General features: G+C 36.1%; 17 protein-coding genes. 5 read left to right on the forward strand and 12 right to left on the reverse strand.

Annotated features, from left to right (window positions below; translation table 11 throughout):
• Window positions 1–85: 85 nt before the first annotated feature.
• The 8 genes from sufS to lolC all read right to left on the reverse strand — a co-directional run bounded on the left by sufS (window position 86) and on the right by lolC (window position 8,879).
• Window positions 86–1,318: a cysteine desulfurase SufS gene (gene sufS, locus ERCIKOCA2762_RS02680; protein ID WP_157988802.1), complete on the reverse strand. Its 1,233-nt coding sequence runs from the start codon at window positions 1,316–1,318 to the stop codon at window positions 86–88.
• Window positions 1,318–2,598, reverse strand: coding sequence for a Fe-S cluster assembly protein SufD (gene sufD / locus ERCIKOCA2762_RS02685; RefSeq protein WP_157988637.1), 1,281 nt, complete (start codon window positions 2,596–2,598; stop codon window positions 1,318–1,320). The genes sufS and sufD overlap by 1 nt, the downstream gene beginning before the upstream one ends.
• Window positions 2,573–3,319 carry a Fe-S cluster assembly ATPase SufC gene (gene sufC, locus ERCIKOCA2762_RS02690; RefSeq protein ID WP_157988638.1) on the reverse strand — a complete coding sequence of 249 codons (747 nt, stop codon included), beginning with the start codon at window positions 3,317–3,319 and terminating at the stop codon, window positions 2,573–2,575. Before sufC ends, sufD begins: the two co-directional genes overlap by 26 nt.
• A 42-nt stretch (window positions 3,320–3,361) precedes the next feature.
• Window positions 3,362–4,864, reverse strand: a complete 1,503-nt coding sequence (sufB, locus tag ERCIKOCA2762_RS02695; RefSeq protein WP_157988639.1) for a Fe-S cluster assembly protein SufB — start codon at window positions 4,862–4,864, stop codon at window positions 3,362–3,364.
• Between the two features lie 5 nt (window positions 4,865–4,869).
• A complete protein-coding gene (sufA, locus tag ERCIKOCA2762_RS02700) occupies window positions 4,870–5,244 on the reverse strand; it encodes a Fe-S cluster assembly scaffold SufA (RefSeq protein ID WP_157988640.1) in 375 nt (124 codons plus the stop codon).
• Window positions 5,245–5,726: 482 nt separating this feature from the next.
• On the reverse strand, window positions 5,727–6,977 hold the full coding sequence (gene lolE, locus ERCIKOCA2762_RS02705; protein ID WP_157988641.1) for a lipoprotein-releasing ABC transporter permease subunit LolE: 1,251 nt from the start codon (window positions 6,975–6,977) through the stop codon (window positions 5,727–5,729).
• A complete protein-coding gene (gene lolD / locus ERCIKOCA2762_RS02710; RefSeq protein WP_157988642.1) occupies window positions 6,974–7,681 on the reverse strand; it encodes a lipoprotein-releasing ABC transporter ATP-binding protein LolD in 708 nt (235 codons plus the stop codon). Before lolD ends, lolE begins: the two co-directional genes overlap by 4 nt.
• Complete coding sequence (lolC, locus tag ERCIKOCA2762_RS02715; protein ID WP_157988643.1) at window positions 7,674–8,879, reverse strand: lipoprotein-releasing ABC transporter permease subunit LolC; 1,206 nt, start codon at window positions 8,877–8,879, stop codon at window positions 7,674–7,676. The genes lolD and lolC overlap by 8 nt, the downstream gene beginning before the upstream one ends.
• A 1,186-nt stretch (window positions 8,880–10,065) precedes the next feature.
• Between lolC and ERCIKOCA2762_RS03570 the strand changes: the two genes are divergently transcribed.
• From ERCIKOCA2762_RS03570 to sstT, 3 genes are all read left to right on the forward strand, one after another.
• Window positions 10,066–10,140: a DUF2627 domain-containing protein gene (locus tag ERCIKOCA2762_RS03570; RefSeq protein WP_157988803.1), complete on the forward strand. Its 75-nt coding sequence runs from the start codon at window positions 10,066–10,068 to the stop codon at window positions 10,138–10,140.
• A gap of 81 nt (window positions 10,141–10,221) precedes the next feature.
• A complete protein-coding gene (gene cspE, locus ERCIKOCA2762_RS02725) occupies window positions 10,222–10,431 on the forward strand; it encodes a transcription antiterminator/RNA stability regulator CspE (protein WP_157988644.1) in 210 nt (69 codons plus the stop codon).
• Between the two features lie 3,173 nt (window positions 10,432–13,604).
• Complete coding sequence (gene sstT, locus ERCIKOCA2762_RS02730; protein ID WP_157988804.1) at window positions 13,605–14,903, forward strand: serine/threonine transporter SstT; 1,299 nt, start codon at window positions 13,605–13,607, stop codon at window positions 14,901–14,903.
• A 160-nt stretch (window positions 14,904–15,063) separates the two neighbouring features.
• Here sstT and ERCIKOCA2762_RS02735 read toward each other — a convergent pair whose 3' ends face one another.
• The 3 genes from ERCIKOCA2762_RS02735 to ERCIKOCA2762_RS02745 are packed head-to-tail and all read right to left on the reverse strand — an operon-like array spanning window position 15,064 to window position 19,114.
• Entirely contained in the window at window positions 15,064–16,830 is a 1,767-nt protein-coding gene (locus ERCIKOCA2762_RS02735; RefSeq protein ID WP_157988805.1) for a SmdB family multidrug efflux ABC transporter permease/ATP-binding protein, read from the reverse strand.
• Window positions 16,823–18,592, reverse strand: coding sequence for a SmdA family multidrug ABC transporter permease/ATP-binding protein (locus ERCIKOCA2762_RS02740; RefSeq protein WP_157988645.1), 1,770 nt, complete (start codon window positions 18,590–18,592; stop codon window positions 16,823–16,825). Before ERCIKOCA2762_RS02740 ends, ERCIKOCA2762_RS02735 begins: the two co-directional genes overlap by 8 nt.
• A 27-nt stretch (window positions 18,593–18,619) precedes the next feature.
• Window positions 18,620–19,114: an Lrp/AsnC family transcriptional regulator gene (locus ERCIKOCA2762_RS02745; RefSeq protein WP_157988646.1), complete on the reverse strand. Its 495-nt coding sequence runs from the start codon at window positions 19,112–19,114 to the stop codon at window positions 18,620–18,622.
• 110 nt (window positions 19,115–19,224) lie between these two features.
• On the opposite strand from ERCIKOCA2762_RS02745, the gene ERCIKOCA2762_RS02750 reads away from it, so the two are divergent.
• On the forward strand, window positions 19,225–20,166 hold the full coding sequence (locus ERCIKOCA2762_RS02750; RefSeq protein WP_157988647.1) for a DMT family transporter: 942 nt from the start codon (window positions 19,225–19,227) through the stop codon (window positions 20,164–20,166).
• Between the two features lie 841 nt (window positions 20,167–21,007).
• On the opposite strand, the gene brnQ is transcribed toward ERCIKOCA2762_RS02750, so the two are convergent.
• Window positions 21,008–22,318: a branched-chain amino acid transport system II carrier protein gene (gene brnQ, locus ERCIKOCA2762_RS02755; RefSeq protein ID WP_157988806.1), complete on the reverse strand. Its 1,311-nt coding sequence runs from the start codon at window positions 22,316–22,318 to the stop codon at window positions 21,008–21,010.
• Between the two features lie 1,395 nt (window positions 22,319–23,713).
• Here brnQ and cyoA point away from each other — a divergent pair.
• Complete coding sequence (gene cyoA, locus ERCIKOCA2762_RS02760) at window positions 23,714–24,643, forward strand: ubiquinol oxidase subunit II (protein WP_157988648.1); 930 nt, start codon at window positions 23,714–23,716, stop codon at window positions 24,641–24,643.
• Window positions 24,644–24,735: the final 92 nt, after the last annotated feature.

A 24,735-nucleotide genomic window follows, 5' to 3' on the forward strand; every position in this document is an offset into this window, starting at 1 on the left:
AAAGACCTCATAACTCTCATACTTACAAAATTAGCTGCTCAAAAAAACAAACACTTCTCTAATGAGAACATTAAATATAATGTTCTTAACAGCCCCTTGAGCCTAGCAAAGTACGAATACGCATTAAACCATGCACTAAACGATCTACTTCTTCTTCATTGTTGTATATAACGAAAGAGGCACGACACATCGCTGACACGGCATAATACTGCATTAATGGCATTGCACAATGATGACCAGTGCGAATAGCTATACCATAGTGATCCAAAAAACTACCAACATCAAATGCATGCTGAGCAACTAAATTAAAAGCAATGACCCCAACAGGTTGGGACGGACTATAAATAACAATATCTGGTATAGATGATAGCCTCTCCAAAGCATAGCCCATCAACTCTTTTTCCCGATCAATAATAACATCCATTCCTACATTAACAATCCATTTTAATGCAGCACCTAGACCAATAATTGACCCAATATTAGGAGATCCAGCCTCAAAAATCCACGGAACAGGGGCATAAGTTGTGCCCTTACTTAAACTCACTGTAGAGATCATAGACCCACCACCCTCCCATGGAGGCATTAAATCTAGAATAGATTTACGACCATATAAGATACCAATACCAGATGGTCCATATATTTTATGACCAGAAAATACGTAAAAATCACAATCTAAATCCTGAACGTCGACGATATCATGCATAACACCCTGAGCACCATCGATTAAAGTGACCACCCCAGATAACTTAGCTTGATAGATTATTTCTTTTATTGGATTTTTTGTACCTAGTACATTTGACACATGCGTGACTGCTAAAAGTCGAGTACGGCAATCCATTAGCAATGATAGCTGTGTTGTATCTAGTGTTCCAGAGACAGTTAAAGGAATAAAACGCAATTCAGCGCTCATTCTCTTAGCTAGCATTTGCCAAGGTACAATATTGGAGTGATGCTCCATTTCTGTAATAATAATATTGTCCCCAGGATGTATCTGGCTGTTCCCCCAGCTATTAGCTACCAGATTAATCGCTTCTGTGGCCCCCTTCACAAAAACTATCTCTTCAGAATGCGCCGCATTTAAAAAATGAGCAACCTGTGCTCGAATAGTTTCCATCTGAGTGGTAGCTTCAGCACTTAAAGTATGAATACCACGATGTACCGCTGCATATCCATTTTTATAAAACTCACTCTCAGCATCAATCACTACCTGTGGTTTTTGTGCACTAGCTGCGCTATCTAAATAGACCAATCGATGCCCATTGACTTCTCTAGATAATAATGGAAACTCTGCCTGAATGCGTGCTACGTTCAAATGCATCATACGCCTCCTAAAAAACGATTATTAATGCGTTGTATTATCGTATTTTTTAAAATAACGTCTGGTATTAGTTCAGTCAGTTCAGCAAGAAATGCGTTGATAATAATACGCCGGGCAATATTGTTATGAACACCGCGTGACCGTAAGTAAAAAATCTGCTCTTCGTTAAGACACTCAACAGTCGCTTCGTGTCCACATTTTACATCATCATTATAAATTTCCAATTGAGGTTGAGAATCTACTGCTGCATAAGAGCCCAATAATAAGTTTCTATTATTCATCTGTCCGTAAGTTTTATTAGCATCCTTACGTACTTTAATCATTCCATTAAAAATAGCTCTAGCATGGTCGCATACAATCGTTTTATGCAATTGATGGCTATGACATAAACCTTTTATATGGTCTACCCAAGTACGATTTTCACACACTTCAGTACCTATTGGAAACATGAGACTATTAACCATCAAATTAGATCCTTCCCCTTGACACTGACTACTAGTCTGATGAAAAGTAACACCTGCTCCTAATAAAAAACTGTGACTTTCTGCTCGAGCACAAGCTCCAAGGTTAAAATCATTATGAGAGACATGATAACTACTGTGGTTTTCAAAGGCTAAATAATAATGCTTCAACGTTGAAGCATTATTAATATCTGCGGTAAAGCGTGCAGCAGTAAAATGTGGTAAGTTATTTAAAGTAATATAGTGCTCGATCACCGTAACTTCACTTGCAGTATCTTGTTGTAAATGATGACGATAACCTGCAGTGTATAGTTTGTCAGATGCACCGCCAGTAGTGATATGTAATAGATATAGTGGACGTATTGCCTTTTGTTCACGAGAAATATGAATAAATGTAATCTCTCCCGCTAAGCTCTCAGTAAGATGCACAAACACATCAGGGTGTACTGGAGCACGCCAGCGTATTTGCGAAGATTCTGGAGAGAGAATATGGATGCTAAATGGATCATATTTTTGATCACTTAACTCAGGTGAAAATAATCCATCTACAAATACAAGGCGAACCGCATCAATACGGAACGCCCTCTCTTGCACAATATCAACACTTAACTTTACAGACAGAGGCGTAGCAAAATTATGATCTAATATCCGATCTAATGGCGTGCATCGCCATTCTGATTGCTTAGTAGTTGGTAGCCCTAAACGTAATACCTCCATCCAGCTTTCATTATCTTGGATATTGCGTTTTTTGTTTCTATGTTGTACTATATATTTCCATTTCTGAAGTATATATTCACTTTTTGTTAATAATCCAACCATACCCGTATTCCTCCAGCTGCGCCACCAACCCAAAACCGCCTGATTTTATGATACAGCCTTCATGCAATACATGTACAAAAGAGGGTTTGATATAATCCAAAATACGCTGATAATGTGTAATAATGATAAAGGAGCGCTTTCCGTTGCACAAATTATTCACACCTCGAGATACAATTCTTAGTGCATCTATATCTAAACCAGAGTCAGTTTCATCCAAAATACATAAATCCGGTTCTAAAATAGACATCTGTAAGATATCATTGCGCTTTTTCTCGCCCCCAGAGAAACCAACATTAATAGAACGAGTCAGTAGATCTTCTGGCATGTTTAACAGGTGAGCTTTATCTTTTATTAAACCCTGAAAATCAAAGCGATCTAAAACATCCTGCTGACGATAAGTGCGCACAGCGTTCAGTGCTGTATGTAGAAATGTATGATTACTAACACCAAGGATTTCAACTGGATACTGAAAAGCGATAAAAATACCCTCTCCCGCACGTTCCTCCGGAGCTAAATGCAGCAAATCTTTACCTTTAAATACCACAGTGCCATGATCGACTATATAATCCTTGCGACCTGCTAAGGTAGCAGCGAGAGTGCTTTTGCCTGAACCATTCGGACCCATGATAGCATGTATCTCGCCTGGTTTTATATCAAGATTTAAACCGCGTAGAATACTTTTATTATCAACACTCACATGTAAATCTTGAATTTGTAACATAGAGGTCCTTATGAACTATTCTTTTGCATTCATCATCATCTATTACCCCACGCTATGCTCCAGACTAATAGCTAGCAATTTTTGTGCCTCTACTGCAAATTCTAGAGGAAGTTCCGAAAAAACATCTTTACAAAAACCATTAACAATCATTGAAATCGCGTTATCAGGGCTAATCCCACGTTGTAAACAATAAAATAACTGATCTTCTCCAATACGTGACGTGGTAGCCTCATGCTCAAGATGAGCAGTGTTGTTTCTTACTTCGAGAGAAGGAAATGTATGCGCGCCACACTTAGAACCAATGAGCATAGAGTCACATTGTGTGTAATTGCGCGCATTAGTAGCGCTTGACGTAACCTTCACTAAACCACGATAAGTATTTTGACTATTCGCAGCTGATATCCCCTTTGAAATAATCGTTGAGTGTGTATTTTGACCCATATGGATCATCTTAGTCCCAGTATCGGCCTGCTGATAACCGTTTGTTAATGCTACTGAAAAAAATTCACCAGTGGAGTTATCGCCACGTAGAATAACACTAGGATATTTCCAAGTAATTGCTGAACCGGTTTCTAGCTGCGTCCAAGACATCTTACTCCCTTCTCCCTCACATACCGCACGTTTAGTGACAAAATTTAAAATGCCACCCTTGTTTCCTCTGCCAGAAAACCAATTTTGTACTGTAGAGTATTTTACTCTAGCATTTTTATGCACAATTACCTCAACCACTGCTGCATGCAGCTGACGGGTATCTCGTATAGGCGCAGAACAGCCCTCAATATAACTAACCGAACTTCCTGTATCGGCAATCAGGATTGTACGTTCGAACTGACCTGTTTTTTCTGCATTAATACGAAAGTATGTCGAGAGCTCCATAGGACAACAGACGCCCTTAGAAACATAAACAAATGTCCCATCTGAAGCCACAGCTGCATTGAGTGCAGCAAAAAAATTATCATTACTTGGTACTACACTACCAAGATATTGCTGAACTAAATCAGGATAATTGAGGATTGCCTCGCTCAGTGCACAAAATATAACGCCTTCTTTCTTTAACTTATCACGATAAGTTGTCGCGACAGATACAGAATCAAAAATCGCGTCAACTGCTACCTCTTTTCCTTCTCGTACAGGCACCCCCAATTTATTAAAAGCCCCTTCTACTTCTTGCGTCAGATATTTATCTCTATACACATCTGAAGGGTGTAGTGGATCTTCATTGAAACTCTGTAAGTCGTTGCAATCTTGACAAGATGGCGCAGAGTAATAGCTATAATTTTGATAATCGAGACTTGTATAATGAGCTTTTAGCCAATGTGGTTCCTCCATATGCACCCAAGAACGATAGGCTTTTAGACGAAATTTAAGCATCCAATCAGGTTCATTGCGTTTAGCGGAAATAGCACGTACAACCTCTTCATTAATACCATACGCCAACTCTTCGGTATTTAATTGAGTAAAAAATCCTTCTGTATATGTTTGATGTCTACTGTCTGTGACTTCGGTCAATTCCACTGTATCAGAGTGATTATTATCATGTACCATAGCATTTACTCAACTCCAAAGCTCTCACCACAACCACAGGCATGTTGAGCACGGGGGTTATTAAATTTAAAAATCTGATTCAGACCTACATACACATAATCTACTTCTGTACCATCTATATAAGGCATAGCATGCAGTGGTACAAATACACATGCGCCATGGTGACTAAAACTTAAATCATCTTGTGATTTTGTCGTGACTAAATTCATGCTATAGCTAAGCCCAGCACATCCAGAGGGTTTTACATCTATCTGTAGGCCTTTGATATTAGGGTCCCTAGCAGCGAGGTGTTGAATATATTCCGCCGCTCGATTCGTTAATGTCACTCCTTTCCATATAGCTCCATCTGAAGGTAAAGTAGTTGATTTTTCTAATGGCATAATGGACCTCTTCATACAATGGCTATTGTATGCTATAATTTTCTATATCAATTTTCTAGACAAGCAATCTATAACTGCTATTGTGAATATAAATGAAATACATACTTAAAAGTACATACTAGAAATACTGGCAATCATTATTTACAACTACTACTTTTGTTTATACTTATTTCTCAGTATAACTGATCACAACATACAACCAGAACATGGAAACTGATCGGCAGATTCTAATGATCTATTTAATATATGTAATCTCATCTGCTCACATCTAAAATCTAAACTAGATATCTATGTTATAATAAACATATGTATAAATCTATACTATACGTTGAACCACTCACTATGAGTGTACAGTAAGTCTTTTTTGAGATATGGTATACCTATTATCTATAGAAATGCTATCATGTCATACAAGATTACCTAAACAGATATATGCAATAAAAAATTTTTATAAAACCGAGAGCTCTAGATGCTTATACCATCTATTGACGACTGAGAACCTGTGCGGGTTGGAGGCGGATAGCCTGTCTAGCTGGATACCAAGTGGCAACTAAGCTTAGTGCTACAGATGCCATGAAGACCATCAGAACATCAAACCACTGTAATTCTGCAGGTAAAAAATCAATAAAATAGATCTCACCTGAAAGAACGCGACAACCTGTTAAGTGTTCTAGAACATGCATAATAGAGGTTATTTTTAAAGATAGCAGCACACCCATACTAATGCCAATTATACTACCAACCACTCCGCCTAATAAAACTCCATACCACATAAAAATAGCTCGAATTAAACCATCACCAGCTCCTAAAGTACGTAGGATCGCAATCTCAAAACACTTATCTTTCACTGCCATCATCAGTGTAGACACAATATTAAAACAAGCGACACCAATCACTAAAACTATTGCTAAATAGATAATAGTACGGATCCTCTGTACATCATGATACATATAGCCATAAGTGCTTATCCAGCTACGTAAAAAAACAGAAGCATCAATCCTATCCCCCACCTGACGTGCAAGGGATTCTGCCTCAAAAGGTTGATGAGCTTTTATTGCGATACCTGTAATATTATTGCCAATTTTTAACAATTTTTGAGCATCTATAATAGGAATATATGCCAAACTATAATCTCGTATGCCGCCGAAATTTAGAATACCTGTTACTTGTAGCCGTACGTACTTCGGTTTTGATAATTTATGCTCCATGTTCTGGTAAGGCACAATCATTGTGATCCAATCCCCAAGATTTACATGTAAACGCTCAGTAACTCCTTTTCCTAATAAGACTTGACTTTGCCCTGGTAAAAATTTTTCCCAATCACTCCCTTGGAGATATGATGATAGTGAACTAATTCGCCTTTCTAAGCATGTATCGACTCCTTTCACCTGTAGTGCTGCTAATTTATGACTATCACTTTCAAGTAAACCAGTAAAAGTAATATAAGGTGCTGCTGCTGCTACACCAGGAACCATTTCTATAATTTGTAGCGCGGTCTTCCATTGTAGCCAATTCTGATCTACTGGTTCAATTTCACAATGAGGCACCACTGCAAGCACGCGCTGATTCAGCTCGCGTTCAAATCCGTTCATCGCACTCAAACTAATTATTAATACAGCAATGCTGATAGCAATGCCAAGAGTAGAGATCACCGCAATAAGAGATAGCATTCCTCTACGAGACCGCCCATAACTAAAACGAAAACCAATAAAACAAGAAAGTGAAAGAGTCATGGCACCTTACCTGAACACATATCGTTATCAATGATACAACCATCCTTCATTTCTACCATTCTGTGCAGGTTACTTGCTAAATACAAATCATGTGTTACAATTAAAAAAGCTGTACCGTATGTTTTGTTAATCTTACTTAATAACTCTAATATAGAATCAGTATTACGTGCATCAAGATTGCCTGTGGGCTCATCAGCTAAGACTAACTGAGGAATATTAACTAAAGCGCGTGCAATGGCCACTCGCTGTCTTTCGCCACCAGAAAGCTGATACGGAAGATAGTGTACCCTTTTTTCTAAGCCAAGCAATGCAAGAACCTCAATGGCTCGATCCTTGGCGTGCGTTATAGAATTTTTCGCGATGAGAAGTGGTATAGTGACATTTTCCAATGCACTAAAATCTGCTAAAAGATGATGAAACTGATATATAAAACCTAAATCCCGATTACGTAATATAGCTTTTTCTACAGACGACATTCTCTGCAGAGATTGCCCCTTGAATTGTATGTCACCAGAAGTAGGTGACTCCAAACCACCTAACAAATGTAGTAGCGTACTTTTACCTGATCCAGAACTACCAACAACTGCTATCATATCATTTGAGTGCACTATCAATGAGGTGTTATGTAAAACATTAGTGTGTATACCACCTTCATAATAGCTTTTACACAAATTTTCACATTGCAACAAAACCTGCTTATTCATAACGAAGTGCCTCAGCAGGTTGTCTGGTAGCAGCGTAATACGATGGGTATAATACTGATATAAATGCCACAATAGTAGCTATGACAGCAATCAGCATAACTTGCGATATTGAGATTACTACGGGGAACACCACTCCTTCATTACACAGACCTACTTTTATCATTAAGACACCAATATGGCCAGATAGTAAGATGCCTAGACAAACTCCAAATATCGACCCCACTACGCCAACTAGTGTTCCCTGTAGCATAAACATCAACATAATCTGTCCATGCCTTAACCCCTGGGTTTTTAAAATTGCTACTTCCCCTTTCTTATCCATAATAAGAAGACACAAGGAAGTAACAATATTAAAAAAAGCTATCATAATAATTAAGCTGATTAATAGACCCATGATATTTTTTTCTATCTTAACAGCCTGAAATAAGGCTCCTTTACTCTCGCGCCAATCATGCCAAGCTAACCAGTTTGGTAAAATTTTTTTATTGATAGAAGAAACTTCCAATGGCTTCTCTAACCACAGACGCCAACCAGTAATATGCCCCCGAGGATAACGCATGAGACGTGATGCATCCTGTTGATTCACAAGAACCTGACAACTATCAACATCACTATCAGTAGAAAAAGTATCTATTACATTAAACACTCTCTGGCTTGGCATACGTCCTAAAGGCGTCCAAAAACTACTTGTTGGCACTAGTAAACGTACTGTAGAATGGGGTTTTAAGTGGAGATGATCAGCCAACTGAGCCCCTATTATTACATTATATTCACCAGCTTTTAACTTCTTTTTTTGATCCTGTACGAAGTACGATACAAGAGAGTTATCATCATTGGTATTAATTCCTAATAATAAACCAACAGCCATACCAGTAGTACTCTGTAACACTACCTCACTGGTAGCAAGAGATTGAATATAATTCACACCTTTCAGATGAAACAAACTCTCAGGAAGTTTGTTCGGATCAATAGAACCAGTCTTACTCGTGATTAATACATGGGGTATAAAACCTAGTGATTTTTCTTCTAATTGTTGTTCTAAACCGTTCATAACTGATAAAACAATTACGAGTACCATAACCCCTATAGCCAGACCCATCACTGACAGCCAGGATATAAAATATCCAAAACCATGCGATCTAGATCCTAGACCTTGCATATAACGCAAGCTAATAAATAATATGAGAGATCGATACATAAAATTCATCATAAATTAATGGAATTCGGCACTAATGAAAAATCATTCAGAGTATTATGGTGTTAGAAATAATGAAATCTAAGCTACAATACCTTCAATGCACCATAGTATGACTCTATTTTTTGAGTTGTGTGACATACAACACGCCTACTATCCTAGTATAGTCTTCACTAGGCAAATTGTGAATAAATATATAGTACATGCGCTCTGCCAACATAATTATACACTACTATGCACTGTAATTTATATAACTTTAATCAGTATTCATCAAACTCACTATATTCATGGCATTTTCTTGATTTTAGAGTATTGCAAAAGATCTAAAAAACCTGCTTCATATATCTTTTGTATATCATTTTCAAAAAGCTTCTTGTATGAACCTCAAAACTACTGGTTAAGCATATTAGTGCTATGAACATCATATCATATATGGCGCAGTGCGTCTTCAAGCATATTTTGTAATTTTATTCTATCAATTGACGTTGTATCCCTTTTGAGTGTCTTTTTATGTTGGTTATTGCTTTATATTCGCTATATACGCACGTTAATGACTATCAGAAGCTCATAAGAAAAATTCTTTAGCATGCAAAACATGGATGTTCAAGTATATTCATTGTCGTGATACTATATACCGCATATCTGATAAAGATTAATTACAAATCAATAATTAGCATCTACACATAATTAAGAAACACTCACAGACTCAACCAACGCAAGATTAGAACTAAAGATTACTATCATAAATACTACCTCCTAAACCATACATATGACATCATTCCATTAATTATATAGAACCACCTGGAATACTTGAAGATGCCTTAAGAATATAGTTTTAGAAACCCTAATTGACTTATATGTAAATACTTATATGCTTCAGAGGTATAGGCATCAGCAATAGCATTGCCTAAATATTTTTTCGGGCTCGTCAAGCCCATAATAATCCCTGGGATCTTTATGGACATCTTCTACGTTGGAAGCTAGTAATATTACAACACTTCAAAATGAAGTGTAGCCAAATACATAGACATCTAGAATAATTATGTTTAATACATTGCTGTTCAGCACAAATTATGCATTAATATAATTTCATGTAATACGAGATCATTGCTCCTTGTGAAAAATGACTTGCGATTCATGACTGGATATGTGATAAATATCCTAGTAAAAACGAGATACAGCTCTGTTTATGAGTGGCATCTTCAGTAAAGAAGATCTAAGTAAAGACGTTGACGTTGCATACCGCTTCCTTGCCGAGCTTTAATTAATGCCTCATGCAGTAATGTTTCTGGTTTTTCTGAACGTCAAGCCTACGGGCGAATCATCTCTTTAAGGAATATGTAAAATGGCAAAGATTAAAGGTCAGGTTAAGTGGTTTAACGAATCTAAAGGTTTTGGTTTTATTACTCCTGCAGACGGGAGCAAAGATGTATTTGTGCATTTCTCTGCGATTCAAGGTAATGGATTCAAAACACTTGCTGAAGGTCAAAACGTGGAGTTCGAAATCCAGGATGGACAGAAAGGTCCCGCTGCAGTGAATGTCAGCGCGATCTAAATCGTACCAAACTTGTCATGAATGTTCTTCTCGTAATCCAGACTAAAATCTGAATACTACATATAGCTCCGTCAGAAATGACGGGGCAACTATTTCTGTACATGTCATGATGACATCATAATTGTTTTAAAGCTATGGATCAAAACTCACTAATCTAGTATTAGAGTGGTTAAACACAGTCATAGTTAAAATATGAGCTGTCTTTAAAACTTTTTTGACGCGTGCTCACCCTAAATTTGGAATCTATGGCTAGCTATCTAGTCACCATCATAACTCTTAAGCGCTCGCATAAATTTAGTCATGCTATTGCTGATGCCTATACCTCTGAAGCATATAAGTATTTACATATAAGTCAATTAGGGTTTCTAAAACTATATTCTTAAGGCATCTTCAAGTATTCCAGGTGGTTCTGTGTAATAGCATTACATAATGTATTATGCAGAGGCTTAACAAGCCAAAATGCTACATTTTATCTGGACTATAATATATCATTATACTTTTAAAATATATTAAGGCATTCTTATTCTATAAGCAATAGATCAACGCAGATATTGAAATGCTATTCAACAGGGTCAGCGACCCTATTGTTTAATATCATTAAAATGATATCATCTATAATTTGGATACTAATCCAAAACTACCATCACTTCACTGACCTTGTGATGATAACAAAACTCTTGTGTCTAATTAATACTAATGTTATGATTTTATAATTTTATTTAACTATCACCACATCAATCACCATAAAAAATATCGTAAAATCTAATTGAGTATGCTGCTCGTATGAGTTATGATATTAAAATTTCTTACAATATTGGATGCTGCTTCCTTTGTGAATATATAATCATGTATTATATGTGATCAGTTCACAAATTTTAAAACACAATCATCCATAAGATCCATATAAAATGGATGAAATTGGATTGCATTAGCATATTTTACGATAGCAAGCAAGACCCTTCACACAGCACGAACACCTATCTTTTAAATAAAGATGCGAGTGAAGAACATTAACATCTATTATAATATATAATAGCCATATGATGCCTTCTGCGACACCATAAAAAACACCTCTTCTTCATTGAAGAAGGTGATAAGTTGAAGGTATGCAATTTCTCAGTCAAATACATGCTCTAAAAACCTTGTGTTAACACTAATGGTATTAAAGATACGTTTTAGCGTACTTCACGTTAAACTACAGCGTGGTAGTTAAAGCTATATTTTTTAATCTTACCTCCATGCTAGATCTGCATTCCAAGATATATTATATAGATGTCAAGCCATTTTTCACCTCTGTCAAGCTTGTAGTTGTAGTTTATAGCCACGTGATGAAAATAATATGATGACTATTTTATATCATATACAACACAAAAACTGCTCAGAATGAATTTATGGTATTTTTACATTTGAAATATATTGTGAGTTTAAAAGTTTTTAATTTATATCAGCCTGAGATCGACATATTTTAATATTGATATTGTCTATTGTTAAACAAACATAAGATAGATCACACAACTACGAAAATATTCTCAAGCTCCATCGTCGTAACCGTGATGTTGCATATCAGCTGCTATCTATTAATGTTATAAAAGGTGCATATCTTGAATACTCATTTAAATAAAACATTCAAGCAACAATACTCGCCATAACTCCTTAATACACTAATCATACCACTATCAACCCTCAAAATAAGAAAGAAGAAAATGTTGATGCTGGGCCTTCTTAGAAAAATCAGAAAAAACATATCGTGTCTAAATTAATATAGTCACTATATTTAAAAATAAGATACACAGTGGGTTGCATAAACTTTCTAAGCTTCCTACAAAAAGTACATCTGGAGTATAATACAAATAGATTATTATATCTTAAAAATAGTACTTCTCTGGTATAAAATTCTTAACAACTGAGTGAAAAACTCTATCATCTCAAAAATATATAACCGTCATGTGCTGACAACCAGCGCATTTAGTGAAGCGATAATGCATATCAGAAGGGATGTCGTTGAATGTAAAAACATTTCCTCATAATATATTATAAATCTATCTCATTCAGCCTTGATGATGCTACCTCAGAGGACTACGCCTACACTCTACTACTAGAAAGCACGAAAGAAATATCCATCCCAAAAATAAGAATTAAAAATCATCCAAATAATTATAAATTATACATACTGCCAAAGAAAAATCATAAATAAAGAGACAGATTCAAGATAACTGATTAGACTCATGCACCCTCATCTTAAAACCATCATAGAAAAAATATAGTGTGCGCAAATATCGTAATGAGCTCGTATTAGCGTAATCGATTTATTTACAAACACCAGGAATAATATATTCGCATATACGGATATACTCTACCCAATATCTATTTTACTCTTATGTACCAACAGAAGCATGAGACTTCTCTCATATCATGAGTGGCTAGACTATAGGTGCTATTAAAAAATTTTAGTCTATAATAAAATATTAGACAATCAATCTACTATAAAAACTCCAAATCATGCAAATTTACAGTCATAATATTATAAATATTGTATAAATATTGACTAACTGTCAAATAACCGAATCACAACGATTAAAAACATCATTTTCTTATAGAACCTTGTCTTCAACATAGAAGATACAGAACCGCACTCATATGATGGTCATCACCGATGATAAGTTAGCGGGTCCTTTGGTCGCACTGGAGTTATAAGAAGGCGGTCTCTATAAATTAAATATTAAGAACAAAATAAAAAATCACATGAGCCCTAGATGCAACATCTTATTTATGTTATACTAGATAATATAATTTTTACACTACGTAATATAATATTGTTAATTTTTTTTAGAGTATTATTTTTGATAAAGCTATTCTAATTAAATGTTCATAATTAAATGCATTTAATCAATAAAGATTAGAGATCAATTCTTTTCCTCACTGACTAAAACAATGCTGGATGATCAGAGAGTACTACAAAATAAAAAATTCCGTATTGATGTCAGATATCTTTAATTGCACAACAGACACGAATATAATGCATCATTAAATGCATTATCCATAAAATCATATTGTATAATATTTCCAACCACGAGAAATCTCCTACGTATTGCTTCTTGGATTCTACTCCAGAATCACGCTTTCGGAGTATGGTTAAAAGTGGTAGCGCATTTAAGAAAAGTGATCTCATAATTATGAAAAAAGAACATAGTCGATATATTCCACATAGCCTCGTAACACAAATTATACTCAGTCTTGTCCTTGGAATTTCCCTTTCTTACGTATCACACAGTTATGCGATAGCAGTGGGTATTCTTGGAGATTTATTTGTTAATGCATTAAAAGCCATTGCCCCTCTCTTGGTACTGATGCTAATACTAACATCTATTTCCAGCTATGATAACGGACAAAAAAATAATATTCGACGTATCATTGTGCTTTACCTGCTAAGTACATTTAGCGCTTCCATACTCGCATTAATTGCAAGTTATCTAAATCCACAACATCTAACACTACAGACATCTCTCCACAAGATTACAATCTCGCCATCTAATATCATAGAAGTACTCCATAGTTTTCTAATGAGCATGGTAACTAATCCTATTGAAGCATTAATGCATGCTAACTATATCAGTATTCTCATTTGGGGCATAGGCTTAGGTTTTGCATTTCGAACTAGTAGTGAATCTACACATGTAGTGCTAAATGATATCTCTAATGCAATCACGAAATTGGTCCACATTGTGATGAAATGCGCACCGATTGGCATTTTTGGCTTAGTTTCTTCTACTATAGCATCCGCTGGCTTTGATGTATTATGGCAATATGCACAGCTTCTTAGCTTACTTCTCTGCTGCATGCTTCTGATACTATTGCTCTTTAATCCTCTATTAGTATGGTGGTACATTCGTCGCAATCCATATCCGCTAGTATTTACTTGTCTACGTGAAAGCGGAATAACCGCTTTCTTTACCCGTAGTTCCGCCGCTAATATTCCAGTAAATATGGCTTTAGCAAAAAAACTAGGTTTAAACCCTCGCACTTATACCATATCAATTCCAATTGGGGCTAATATTAGTATGGCAGGAGCATCTATTACCATTACAGCGCTTACTTTAGCTACAATGCACACCTTAAGTATGACTGTGGATGTTTCCACGGCAATATTACTAAGCATCATTGCCTCTATCTGCGCTTGCGGAGCGTCTGGTATAGCCGGAGGCTCACTATTGCTAATGCCAGTAGTCTGTCATATATTTGGTATTCCAGAGGAAGTTGCTATGCAGGTAGTTGGGATAGGGTTTATTATTAGCATCTTACAAGATGCTGCTGAAACTGCACTGAACTCATCGACGGACATTTTATTTACTGCCGCAGTATGCATGTCTACTAAATATTCACCTAAAGAAAAAAAAGAACATAATAATAAAGATATACCGAGTTTTATGGAACAAATTATTGATAAACAGAATGTGGATCAAGAAATATATTGATTCGATTAGTATGAGATTAGACGATAGAAATACACAGACGATGTACTACACATACACTATTCATTGGATGTTCTGCCGTATATCATAATATAAGATGTACTGTGTCTTTTTTTGTACTATATTCTCTATATCAATCTCACATGCTGTAATTTTTCATTTTTTATGTTTTTGAACTAATGGAGACATCTATCCCAGCAAGTAGTTGCAAGCGATACATCTGCCAATAACGCCCTTTGGCTGCTAGTAATGCCTGGTGACTACCTCTTTCGACTACTTGACCTCGATGCAATACAAGAATGCTATCCGCCTCAGTAATTGTGGATAATCGATGTGCAATCACGACCAAGGTCGTGCGCTGCCTTAAAAGACGTAAAGCTTGCTGAATAGCTTGTTCTGTCCCAGAATCAATATTAGCTGTAGCCTCATCTAAAATTAATACCTGGGGTGTGATGGCCAGAACACGTGCAATGGCTAATAATTGCTTTTGCCCAACAGAAAGAAAATTTCCTTGTTCTCCTAATTGAGTATAAATACCTTGAGGCATAGATTGTGCTAGACCTGCCAACTGCACTGCACCTAAGACATCCCACACAACTTTCTCGCTTAAATCTCTGCCAAGCGTAACATTAGCAAAAAAAGTATCAGCTAATACTACTGGGTCCTGTTGAACCATTGCTACACTCTGTCGTAACACAGCATGACTCAGTGAAGAAAGCGGTCTAGAATCCAGAAAGATTTCACCTTCGTCTAGAGGGTAATATCCCATTAAGAGATTTGCTAGTGTGCTTTTACCACTGCCAGTGTGTCCTACTAATGCAACAAAATGACGCGCTGGAATTGATATATTGATATTTTTTAATACCGGAAAACCAGATTGGTAGGTGAAAGTTAAATTCTTAATATCAATTTGACCACTATTTAATGTCTGTATATCATCTCCATAAGGCTGACATGGCGCATCCATTAACTCAAAAATACGTTCACCGGCTACAACAGCCTGCTGTAAAATTGACTGTTGAGTCGTAATTTCAATCAGCGGTTCATTCAGGCGAGCAAGATAGTTGATGAAAGCATAAAGAACCCCCACTTCTATCGTTTCTGTTGAAGACAATCCATATAATATCATGAGTCCACATAATATTAGTCCTGAAAACAGACTCAATAGTGGTCTTAATAAAAAACCTTCTAAACGCAGAGTTTCCATACGTGCTAGATAGTGCATAGCACTGGCTGTCCCCATCCGTTGACCAAACCGTTCTTGTTGGCGAAATTGCTGAATAATACTCATACCATTAATAATTTCATTAAAACTATTATTAATATCAGCTAAGCAACTACGCAGCCTCCGAACAATGGGCGTGCTGCAACGTTGATATATTAACATTACAATTAAAACTGCTGGGAAAATCGTTATAGCTACTAAAGCCATACGCCAATTTAAACTAAACATTGCAACTAGCATGGCTCCGACTAGCGCAAGGCTACGGAGTGCAGTTGACACTACAGTTACATACAGATCACGAACTACTTCGGTGTCATTAGTAACGCGTGAAATAATTTGCCCTACTGGCTGTCTATCAAACGCACTTAAAGGTTGTCGTAACGCAGCATCCATAACACTAGTACGCAAATGTTGCACGACTCCAACAGCAACCTGATTAAACCATAATGCCTGCCAATAGTATAATAGCGCCGCCAATATTTGTAACAGAAGATAGCCGAATATAATTAGTCCAGAAAAAATGTTAAAAGGAATATGATGCTGATCAATCTGATCGATAAAACAACTAATTAGAACTGACCCAACTACTTCTGCTGCAGCAGCAATCCATAACATGATAACTGCCAAGATAAGTGATTTTTTCCATGGGGTACCATAAGATAAAAGACGTTTAATAGTTGGCCATAGTCGTACGGCATCATCCATTAGAAGCTCCGCTTTTTGCCTCGTCTTCATTAAAGACTTCTTCTAACTGTTGATATCGATACATCTCCCGATACCATCCTTTACTAGCAAGTAAGGTTTCATGATCTCCTCTTTGAACTACTACACCATTTTGTAAAACTAGAATCTCACTGGCTTCAGATAATACAGATAAACGATGGGCTGTAATAATCACGGTCCGTTTTTCGCCCCAATTCCGCAAATTATGCATAATTTGGTGTTCTGTCCGACCATCTACCGCAGAAAGAGCATCATCTAAAACGAGAATTTCAGCATTTAATAATAAGGCTCGTGCAATAGCAATTCTCTGTTTTTGTCCACCAGACAACATGATACCGCGTTCGCCAACCTCTGTTTGATATCCATGCGGTAGGCGCAAGATATCGTCATGCACATGAGCTAGTCTAGCTACGCCCTCAATCTCACATTGCGTAGCATTAGGACGGCCTAATGCAATATTTTTTGCTACACTATCAGAAAAAAGAAAGGGAGTTTGACTAGCAACTGCTAACCTACTACGCCAAATATCTAAACGTAATTGAGATAATGGAATGTCATGGAAGAGAATCTCTCCGTCGTCAATATCAAAATGACGCTGAACTAAACTTAATAAAGTACTTTTTCCTGATCCAGTCGGACCACACAAACCTAACATCTGCCCTGGTTTTACACTAACATCTAAGTTAGATAATGCGCTATTCTGAGAGCCAGGATAACAAAATCTGCTTATAGATATTTTTAATAAACCGCGCTCTACCGGTAATATTTGAGTGCCATCAGGAACCACAGGGGCTTCAGATAATAGCATGCAAATACGACTCCAAGCTGCACTACCGCGCTCTACGATATTAAACATCCAAGCGAATGCTAACATTGGCCAGATCATCAAGCCTAGATACATAACAAAACTAGTTAACTGCCCTAAAGTCATAGACCCATGCCACACCATCCAACTACCTCCAACAATTGCTAAGAGATTGGATAGCGCCACAAAAACATAAATTGTAGGATCAAAACGTGCATCAATGCGTGCTACACGTAAATTTTCTAACCCTGTACTTTGAGCGATAGCAGCAAACTTTTCTGACTGATGCCCCTCTAGACCAAATGCTTTAATCATACGGATGCTGCTTAAGCTTTCTTGAGTTTGATCATTTAACGATGAAAAAGCAGCCTGTACCTTTTTAAATCGACGATGTAATTGATGTCCATAACATTTAATTACTAAAGCCATGACTGGCATAGGAAATAGCGCTACTATAGTTAGAATGACACTAATTTGCTTACTCATAACTACTAGAACCGTTATTCCCATTACAATGGAATCCACCAAAGTCAGAAACCCTTCTCCCGCAGCAAAAACCACGCGATCTACATCGTTAGTTGCCCGCGCAATTAAATCGCCCGTACGATGGCGCAAGTAAAACTCAGGATTCTGCCGACTCAGCTTTTTATACAAACCGGCACGTAGCTCTACTGCAAGATAATAGGATGCTCCAAATAATAATATTCGCCATATGTAATGTAAAAAATACACAATGATTGCTGTCAAAAACATTGCGCCAATCCACATCAGCAACTGACTGTTACTAATACAACCCTGACTAACACCATCTACAATTCTGCCAACAATATATGGCGGAAAAAGTTTAAGAATAGCAATTATCAGTAAAAGTAATACTGCACCGAAATAACGGCGCCATTCGCGTAAAAAATACCAGCTTAATTGACTAAAAAGTTGCACGAGAAAACATCCTGATTATCATCTGAATCAGTAATTTACGATCTCCGCTGAAGGAGAAACCGGCAAAGCTGTAGTATACTTTATCTCTTCCATAGCAAAACTAGAAGTGACATCAAGCAATAGAGGAACACTATTGAGTAGTTTTTTATAAAAACAATCATAACTTTTCATATCAGCTACCTGTACCTGCAGAAGATAATCATGCTCTCCGGTTGTACGGTAAAAACTCATTACTTCTGGCATGACTTGTACTGCACTTACGAACTGATTAAACCAATCTAAGCTATGTTGATGTGTTTTAATTAACACAAAAGCGGTTAAGTTCAATCCGAGCTTTTCACTATTTAATAAAGCTACCCTAGCCCGAATATACCCTTCATCCTCTAACCGCTTTAGGCGCTTCCAGCAAGGAGTTGTTGTCAGACAAACAGTTTCTGATAGCGCCTGTAAGGATAGACTACAATCCTGTTGTAAATAGCTTAATAATAAACGATCTTTTTTATCGAGTGTTTCTGGTAGCAAAGTATTCTCCTTTTACTCATCTTAAAAATAACATTTTAGCAACCTTTTCTCCCAACATCTCGTTAATCTGATCTATATACTTAAACACTGCTTATTCAAGCGGAGATACAATGCACAAAAAAATTTATCGTCATTTTTTAATCATAGGTTTATTTACTGCTGTCTCTCTTACCTGGGGTACAACCTGGATGGCGATGAAAATCGCAGTATCTACGATTCCACCTGTTTTTGCGACTGGACTACGTTTCCTTTGTGCTGCTCCTTTCTTATTATTACTAGCACATTACAAAAAAGTTCCACTATTATTCCCGTCTGGCCAATGGAGCTTTCAAATATATGTCACACTATTCTACTTCGCTCTCCCATTTACGTTAATGATTTATGCGGAACGTTATACACCTTCTAGTTTAGCATCTATCATTTTTGCCACAATGCCTGCTATAGTACTACTATTGTCTCTTCTGCTTCTACGGGAACGCACATCTATTCAGCAAATACTAGGCTTAGTCATTAGCATTAGTACATTAAGCATTATTTTGTGGAACGAAATAAATACTACTGGAACGAATCAACTACGTGGTATGCTCGCACTCCTGGTAGCCGTGCTTATGCACGCGATTATGTATGTCCAGTGCAGGAAACGCTGCGTAGGAATTTCTGTTCTTAGTTATAATGCTTTGCCTTCCTTAGGCGCCGGAGCTCTTCTTACATTAGCTGGTTTATATGAATCTCCCAATTTACAGAATTTTACTCTGCAAGCACTTTTGGCAATAGTCTATCTTGGTGTTATAGCGGGTGTTGGTGGCGTGCTTGCTTACTTTTCTTTACAACAGATTACCAAACCATTTCAGGCTTCTATGGTTTTTATGGTCTTTCCACTTATCGCAATCATACTAGAACACCTTATCAATGGTAGTTGTGTTATGAGTGATTACTCTTTAACATTGTTAGCGCCTTTCCTGTTTGGTATTGTATTAATACTCTATCGTTTTCCCGAATACCTCTATAGAAAACCCAAAAAGAATAGTGTACAGAACAGTGTTAAAACATGATTCCATCATAATCAAGGACATTATTCTAAATATATCTAAATGTGACATTTTATAACATACATCATGTTTTCAATGGACCATTGACATACGGTATGAGAATATCATCAAAACAAGAGTGCTAGACACAATTTTATGTTCTTTATTCTCAGAATACATTATATTATTTTCAGAATACATTATATTTTTAAACGTAATTCTCACTATCTAGTATAAGCATATTTTGTGTGCATTGAAATCAATGATTGATAAATTTATTGATGTATTATCAGATTTATGAATTTATTCAATGAATAATGGAACCACAGTCATAACCACCATAGCTATACATCACATATCGCTTATCTTGATTATTCCATGTTATGAATTATTACCTAGGAATCATAATATAACACTTACTATATATTATACATTATTCTTCTCATACCAACGCAATTACAACACACTACAACATACGTATGATCTGCATATTATCTGACACTGTCATTAATCTTTCTAAGATCTCACCATTATGTAACAATGTAACAATCTAATCATCTGCATCGAATGCATTATCTATATAACAAATATCACAACTACAAAGAATGTAAGACCTATACTATTAATTTCTAAAATATATGTTTAATATATATCAAGGTACTACTACCTCAGTATAGTGGTGTGTGTTACACCCATGATCTATCAACTCAATACCCATTGATCAGCATAAATCCTCTGTCGTACAACACACGAGCTATTTTCTCTCTGACTCTCCAATATATGCGGAATCATAGTAATGCGTTTAATATAATACTATATCTATATTTTCAAATCATTAGATCTATGAACGATGCTTATTAAATACTTAATGAGTAGCTATACGATCATACACACCTAAAACCACCAGCATCAGTATTACAGGTAGTACCCATTCTAAACCCTGCTCAGAAAGCGGTAGTTGATATAGAATATATTCCGGAATAAACACCGGAATATGCATATTTTTGATTGCATCCACTACACCAAAAATTACGCTTACCAACATTACTGGCAAGATTATTCTATTACTTTTTTTCCACCATTTAAGAGTAAAGCTCAAGAATATTAATACAATACATGGTGGGTAGATAACCATGAGTATAGGAGTAAATACTTTAATGAGATTATTCAAACCAAGATTAGAAAAAAGCATGGAGAGAAAACCTATAAGACAAACAACTTTACGATAACTTAGAGGAATATATCTTGTGAAAAATTCAGCGCAAGAACAAGTCAAACCTACAGCTGTCACAATACATGCAATACCTATAAGTACGGACAGAAAAAGGACACCTATCCTACCGTAGATATGCTGAATATATGAATGTAAAATTGTAGCACCATTTGCGTTCTGCTGAACAATATGCAAACTATTAGCACCAATCTTTATCAGCGCTATATAAATGATTATTAGGCCAATACTAGCAATAACACCAGAAATAATAGTATAACGTGTTAGTAATTGGACTGTTTTGATGCCTTGTGCACGCACTGCGTTGATAATCACCATACTAAATACTAAAGCACCTAAAGTATCCATCGTGAGGTATCCACTTACCAAACCATGAGCAAAAGCTTCACTTTTATACTCTGTATTAGGAGGAGCAGAGGTCACAATATCATCAACCGACCAATATACTGCAGTTAAAGATAGCAAACTGAGGGCTATGATTTTTAATGGAGCTAAAATATATCCTAGCATCGCTAATACCTTACCAGGATTCAGGGACATAAAAATAACTACACAAAAATAAATAACACTATAAATGAAAAGAGGAAACGGACCACTACCTATAAATGGTGACAATCCTATCTCAAATGAGACCATCGAGGTCCGGGGTATAGCAAAAAGAGGCCCAACAATCAAATAACAGACTATTGCTAATATCACTCCTGCCGACTTACCAATAGGTGCACTGACATTCTCAATACTTCCCCCAACACGCGCTAATGCAATTAATGCTATGAATGGCAGACCAACAGCGGTAATCAGAAATCCTAAAGCTGCATACCAAATATATGCACCAGACTGAAGACCTACCATTGGCGGAAAGATTATATTCCCAGCACCTACAAACAAAGCGAAAATCATACCACTTAACATCAATAGATTTTTTACAGTTCCAGGATGAATTATCAAAATCATATTTCCTAATGCGTAATACTCATTTTCTACGAATCCGTAGCATGAACTCTATATTCATCTAAGAACCATAATTCCACTACATTCAAAAATCAAGATGAAAATTTAGAAAATTTAAAAGAAGACATCTTACGCAAACAATACATAAATTATTCCATAATTTGTAGCATGCTTTCCACACATTTAACCTCGGATCGCGTCATACCTAACTTCACTGTTAGACTTCTATAATCATCCGTAATCTTCAAAAATACACCTTCATACTCATGTAAGTAAGAATGTATACAGAAGATATAAAACGGATAGCGTGATTAAAAAAGTACGTTCGACTGGCATCAGCGTGAATGTGCATACTATTGATAATTAAGGTGATATCAACTTACACCATAACACACTCATCATCACGTAATAGTCAAAATGATCTCTATTTTCCGAAACATCTTGCCTTTTGATAATGAAAATATTTCACAGATGATATGCATTTGAGTAACACATTAATTATCCTTATGCTTAATGAACAAACAGTGCATATCTGAATAAATTAATTACCTTAGTTTTTAAGTTGCATCACTAGAATTTTACAGCCATATTACTAGTAAAAAAATATTATTATGATTATAATCCAAATGATTAAATTACTTTTGGTACAATCTTAATTCTCTAAAAAATTTAAAAAGCTATAATGTACATAACGATCAAACTTAGATAAATATAGTTTAGACATTGATCTGCTGATGATCAGCATCATAGCTCATACAGGAGATCTAAAGTGATGATTTATGTCTGCGATCACGCATAGCACTATGCATGAACGCTCTTTTTTTCAATATGCTTGCATATCATGTCATACACATTATAAAACTCTGCAACGCTGTAAAATTCTAAATCACTATACACACATAATAATACAGCTCTCGATATCATCACGTATTTTATGTATTAATAATTTTTAGAAGCAATAAAATCACTATTACATAAATTACATGGACTCAGATAGCATGTCTTTTTCACAATTATTTCGAGAACACATTTAAATCAATCATAATGCATGCACAGTGCATAACACATATGATGAAAATATTAAACATGCTGGTATTTTTTGTATTTTTTACGCATTCGTAGCGCAGTAAAACTAGAGAGTAAGCAGGTTATAATCGCTTTTTAGCTCTGATCTATAGCTTCTTTAAATTTAATAAAAATTACAAGTAATGTAATGTATTATGATACTTAATCAATACATTTCAGAACCGCTTCACGGTTCACTCCCCTAAATACTAGATCAGAAATAAAAGTTTTAGTAATATACCTATGCACCATCTGATACCTTACCAGCAAGATAGAATCTTGCTGAACACGATACTACATCCCCTGGTCATATAAGGTGATTAAATGAAAATCAGTTCAAGAAAAATGATCAAGCTTATTTCATTGATCATAATCATATTAGTATGCAGTGGTTGTGATAATGCATTACTAAATCCAAAAGGACAGATCGCAATAGAACAACGTACGTTAATTTTAACAGCATTTGGCCTTATGATGATTGTTGTTCTGCCTGCTATTTTTATGACTATCTTCTTTGCTTATAGATACCGAGAATCTAACACAAAGGCAACATATAGCCCAAACTGGGATCATTCAAACAAAATAGAAGCCGTAGTGTGGACTATACCAATCTTAATCATTATCTTTCTGGGCATGCTTACATGGAAATCCACTCACACCTTAGAACCAAGCAACCCATTAAAATCACCTATGCGTCCTATCCCCATCGAAGTAATAGCACTTGACTGGAAGTGGTTATTTATTTACCCTGAACAAGGAATTGCGACTATTAACCAAATAGCTTTTCCAGCACGATACCCTATACACTTCAAGATCACCTCACAAACTGTGATGAACTCTTTTTTTATTCCTACTCTTGGTAGCCAAATGTATGCCATGGCAGGGATGCAAACGCAATTAAATTTAATCGCCAATCAAGAAGGGACGTTTCATGGTATTTCTTCTAATTATAGTGGACATGGATTTTCTCACATGAAATTTCAAGTAGTTGCTACTCATGATATGGCAGAATTTACTAAGTGGGTTACACAGGCAAAAAAATCTCCTAACACTTTACTAACGATGGATGATTTTTATCATCTAACTGACTGTAAGAATAATTACTCACCAGTATTCTTCTCTCATGTTAAACCAGCACTTTTTCAGGATATCATTAACCAATTCAAAATGCAGCATAATGTAACCATGCAAACATCTCAGAACACAAATTATCCTAATATAGACACACATAAAGGACAGATTAAAAGAGGATAGAGCCCTTCCTCATCATTTCAAGACTATTAATTTGAGCAGAGACTATTACAGAATAACCTAACCTACGCGAACTTATGCTAGAAAGGAGACAA

The organism is Candidatus Erwinia haradaeae (assembly GCF_900698935.1).
GTDB lineage: Bacteria > Pseudomonadota > Gammaproteobacteria > Enterobacterales > Enterobacteriaceae > Erwinia_E > Erwinia_E haradaeae_D.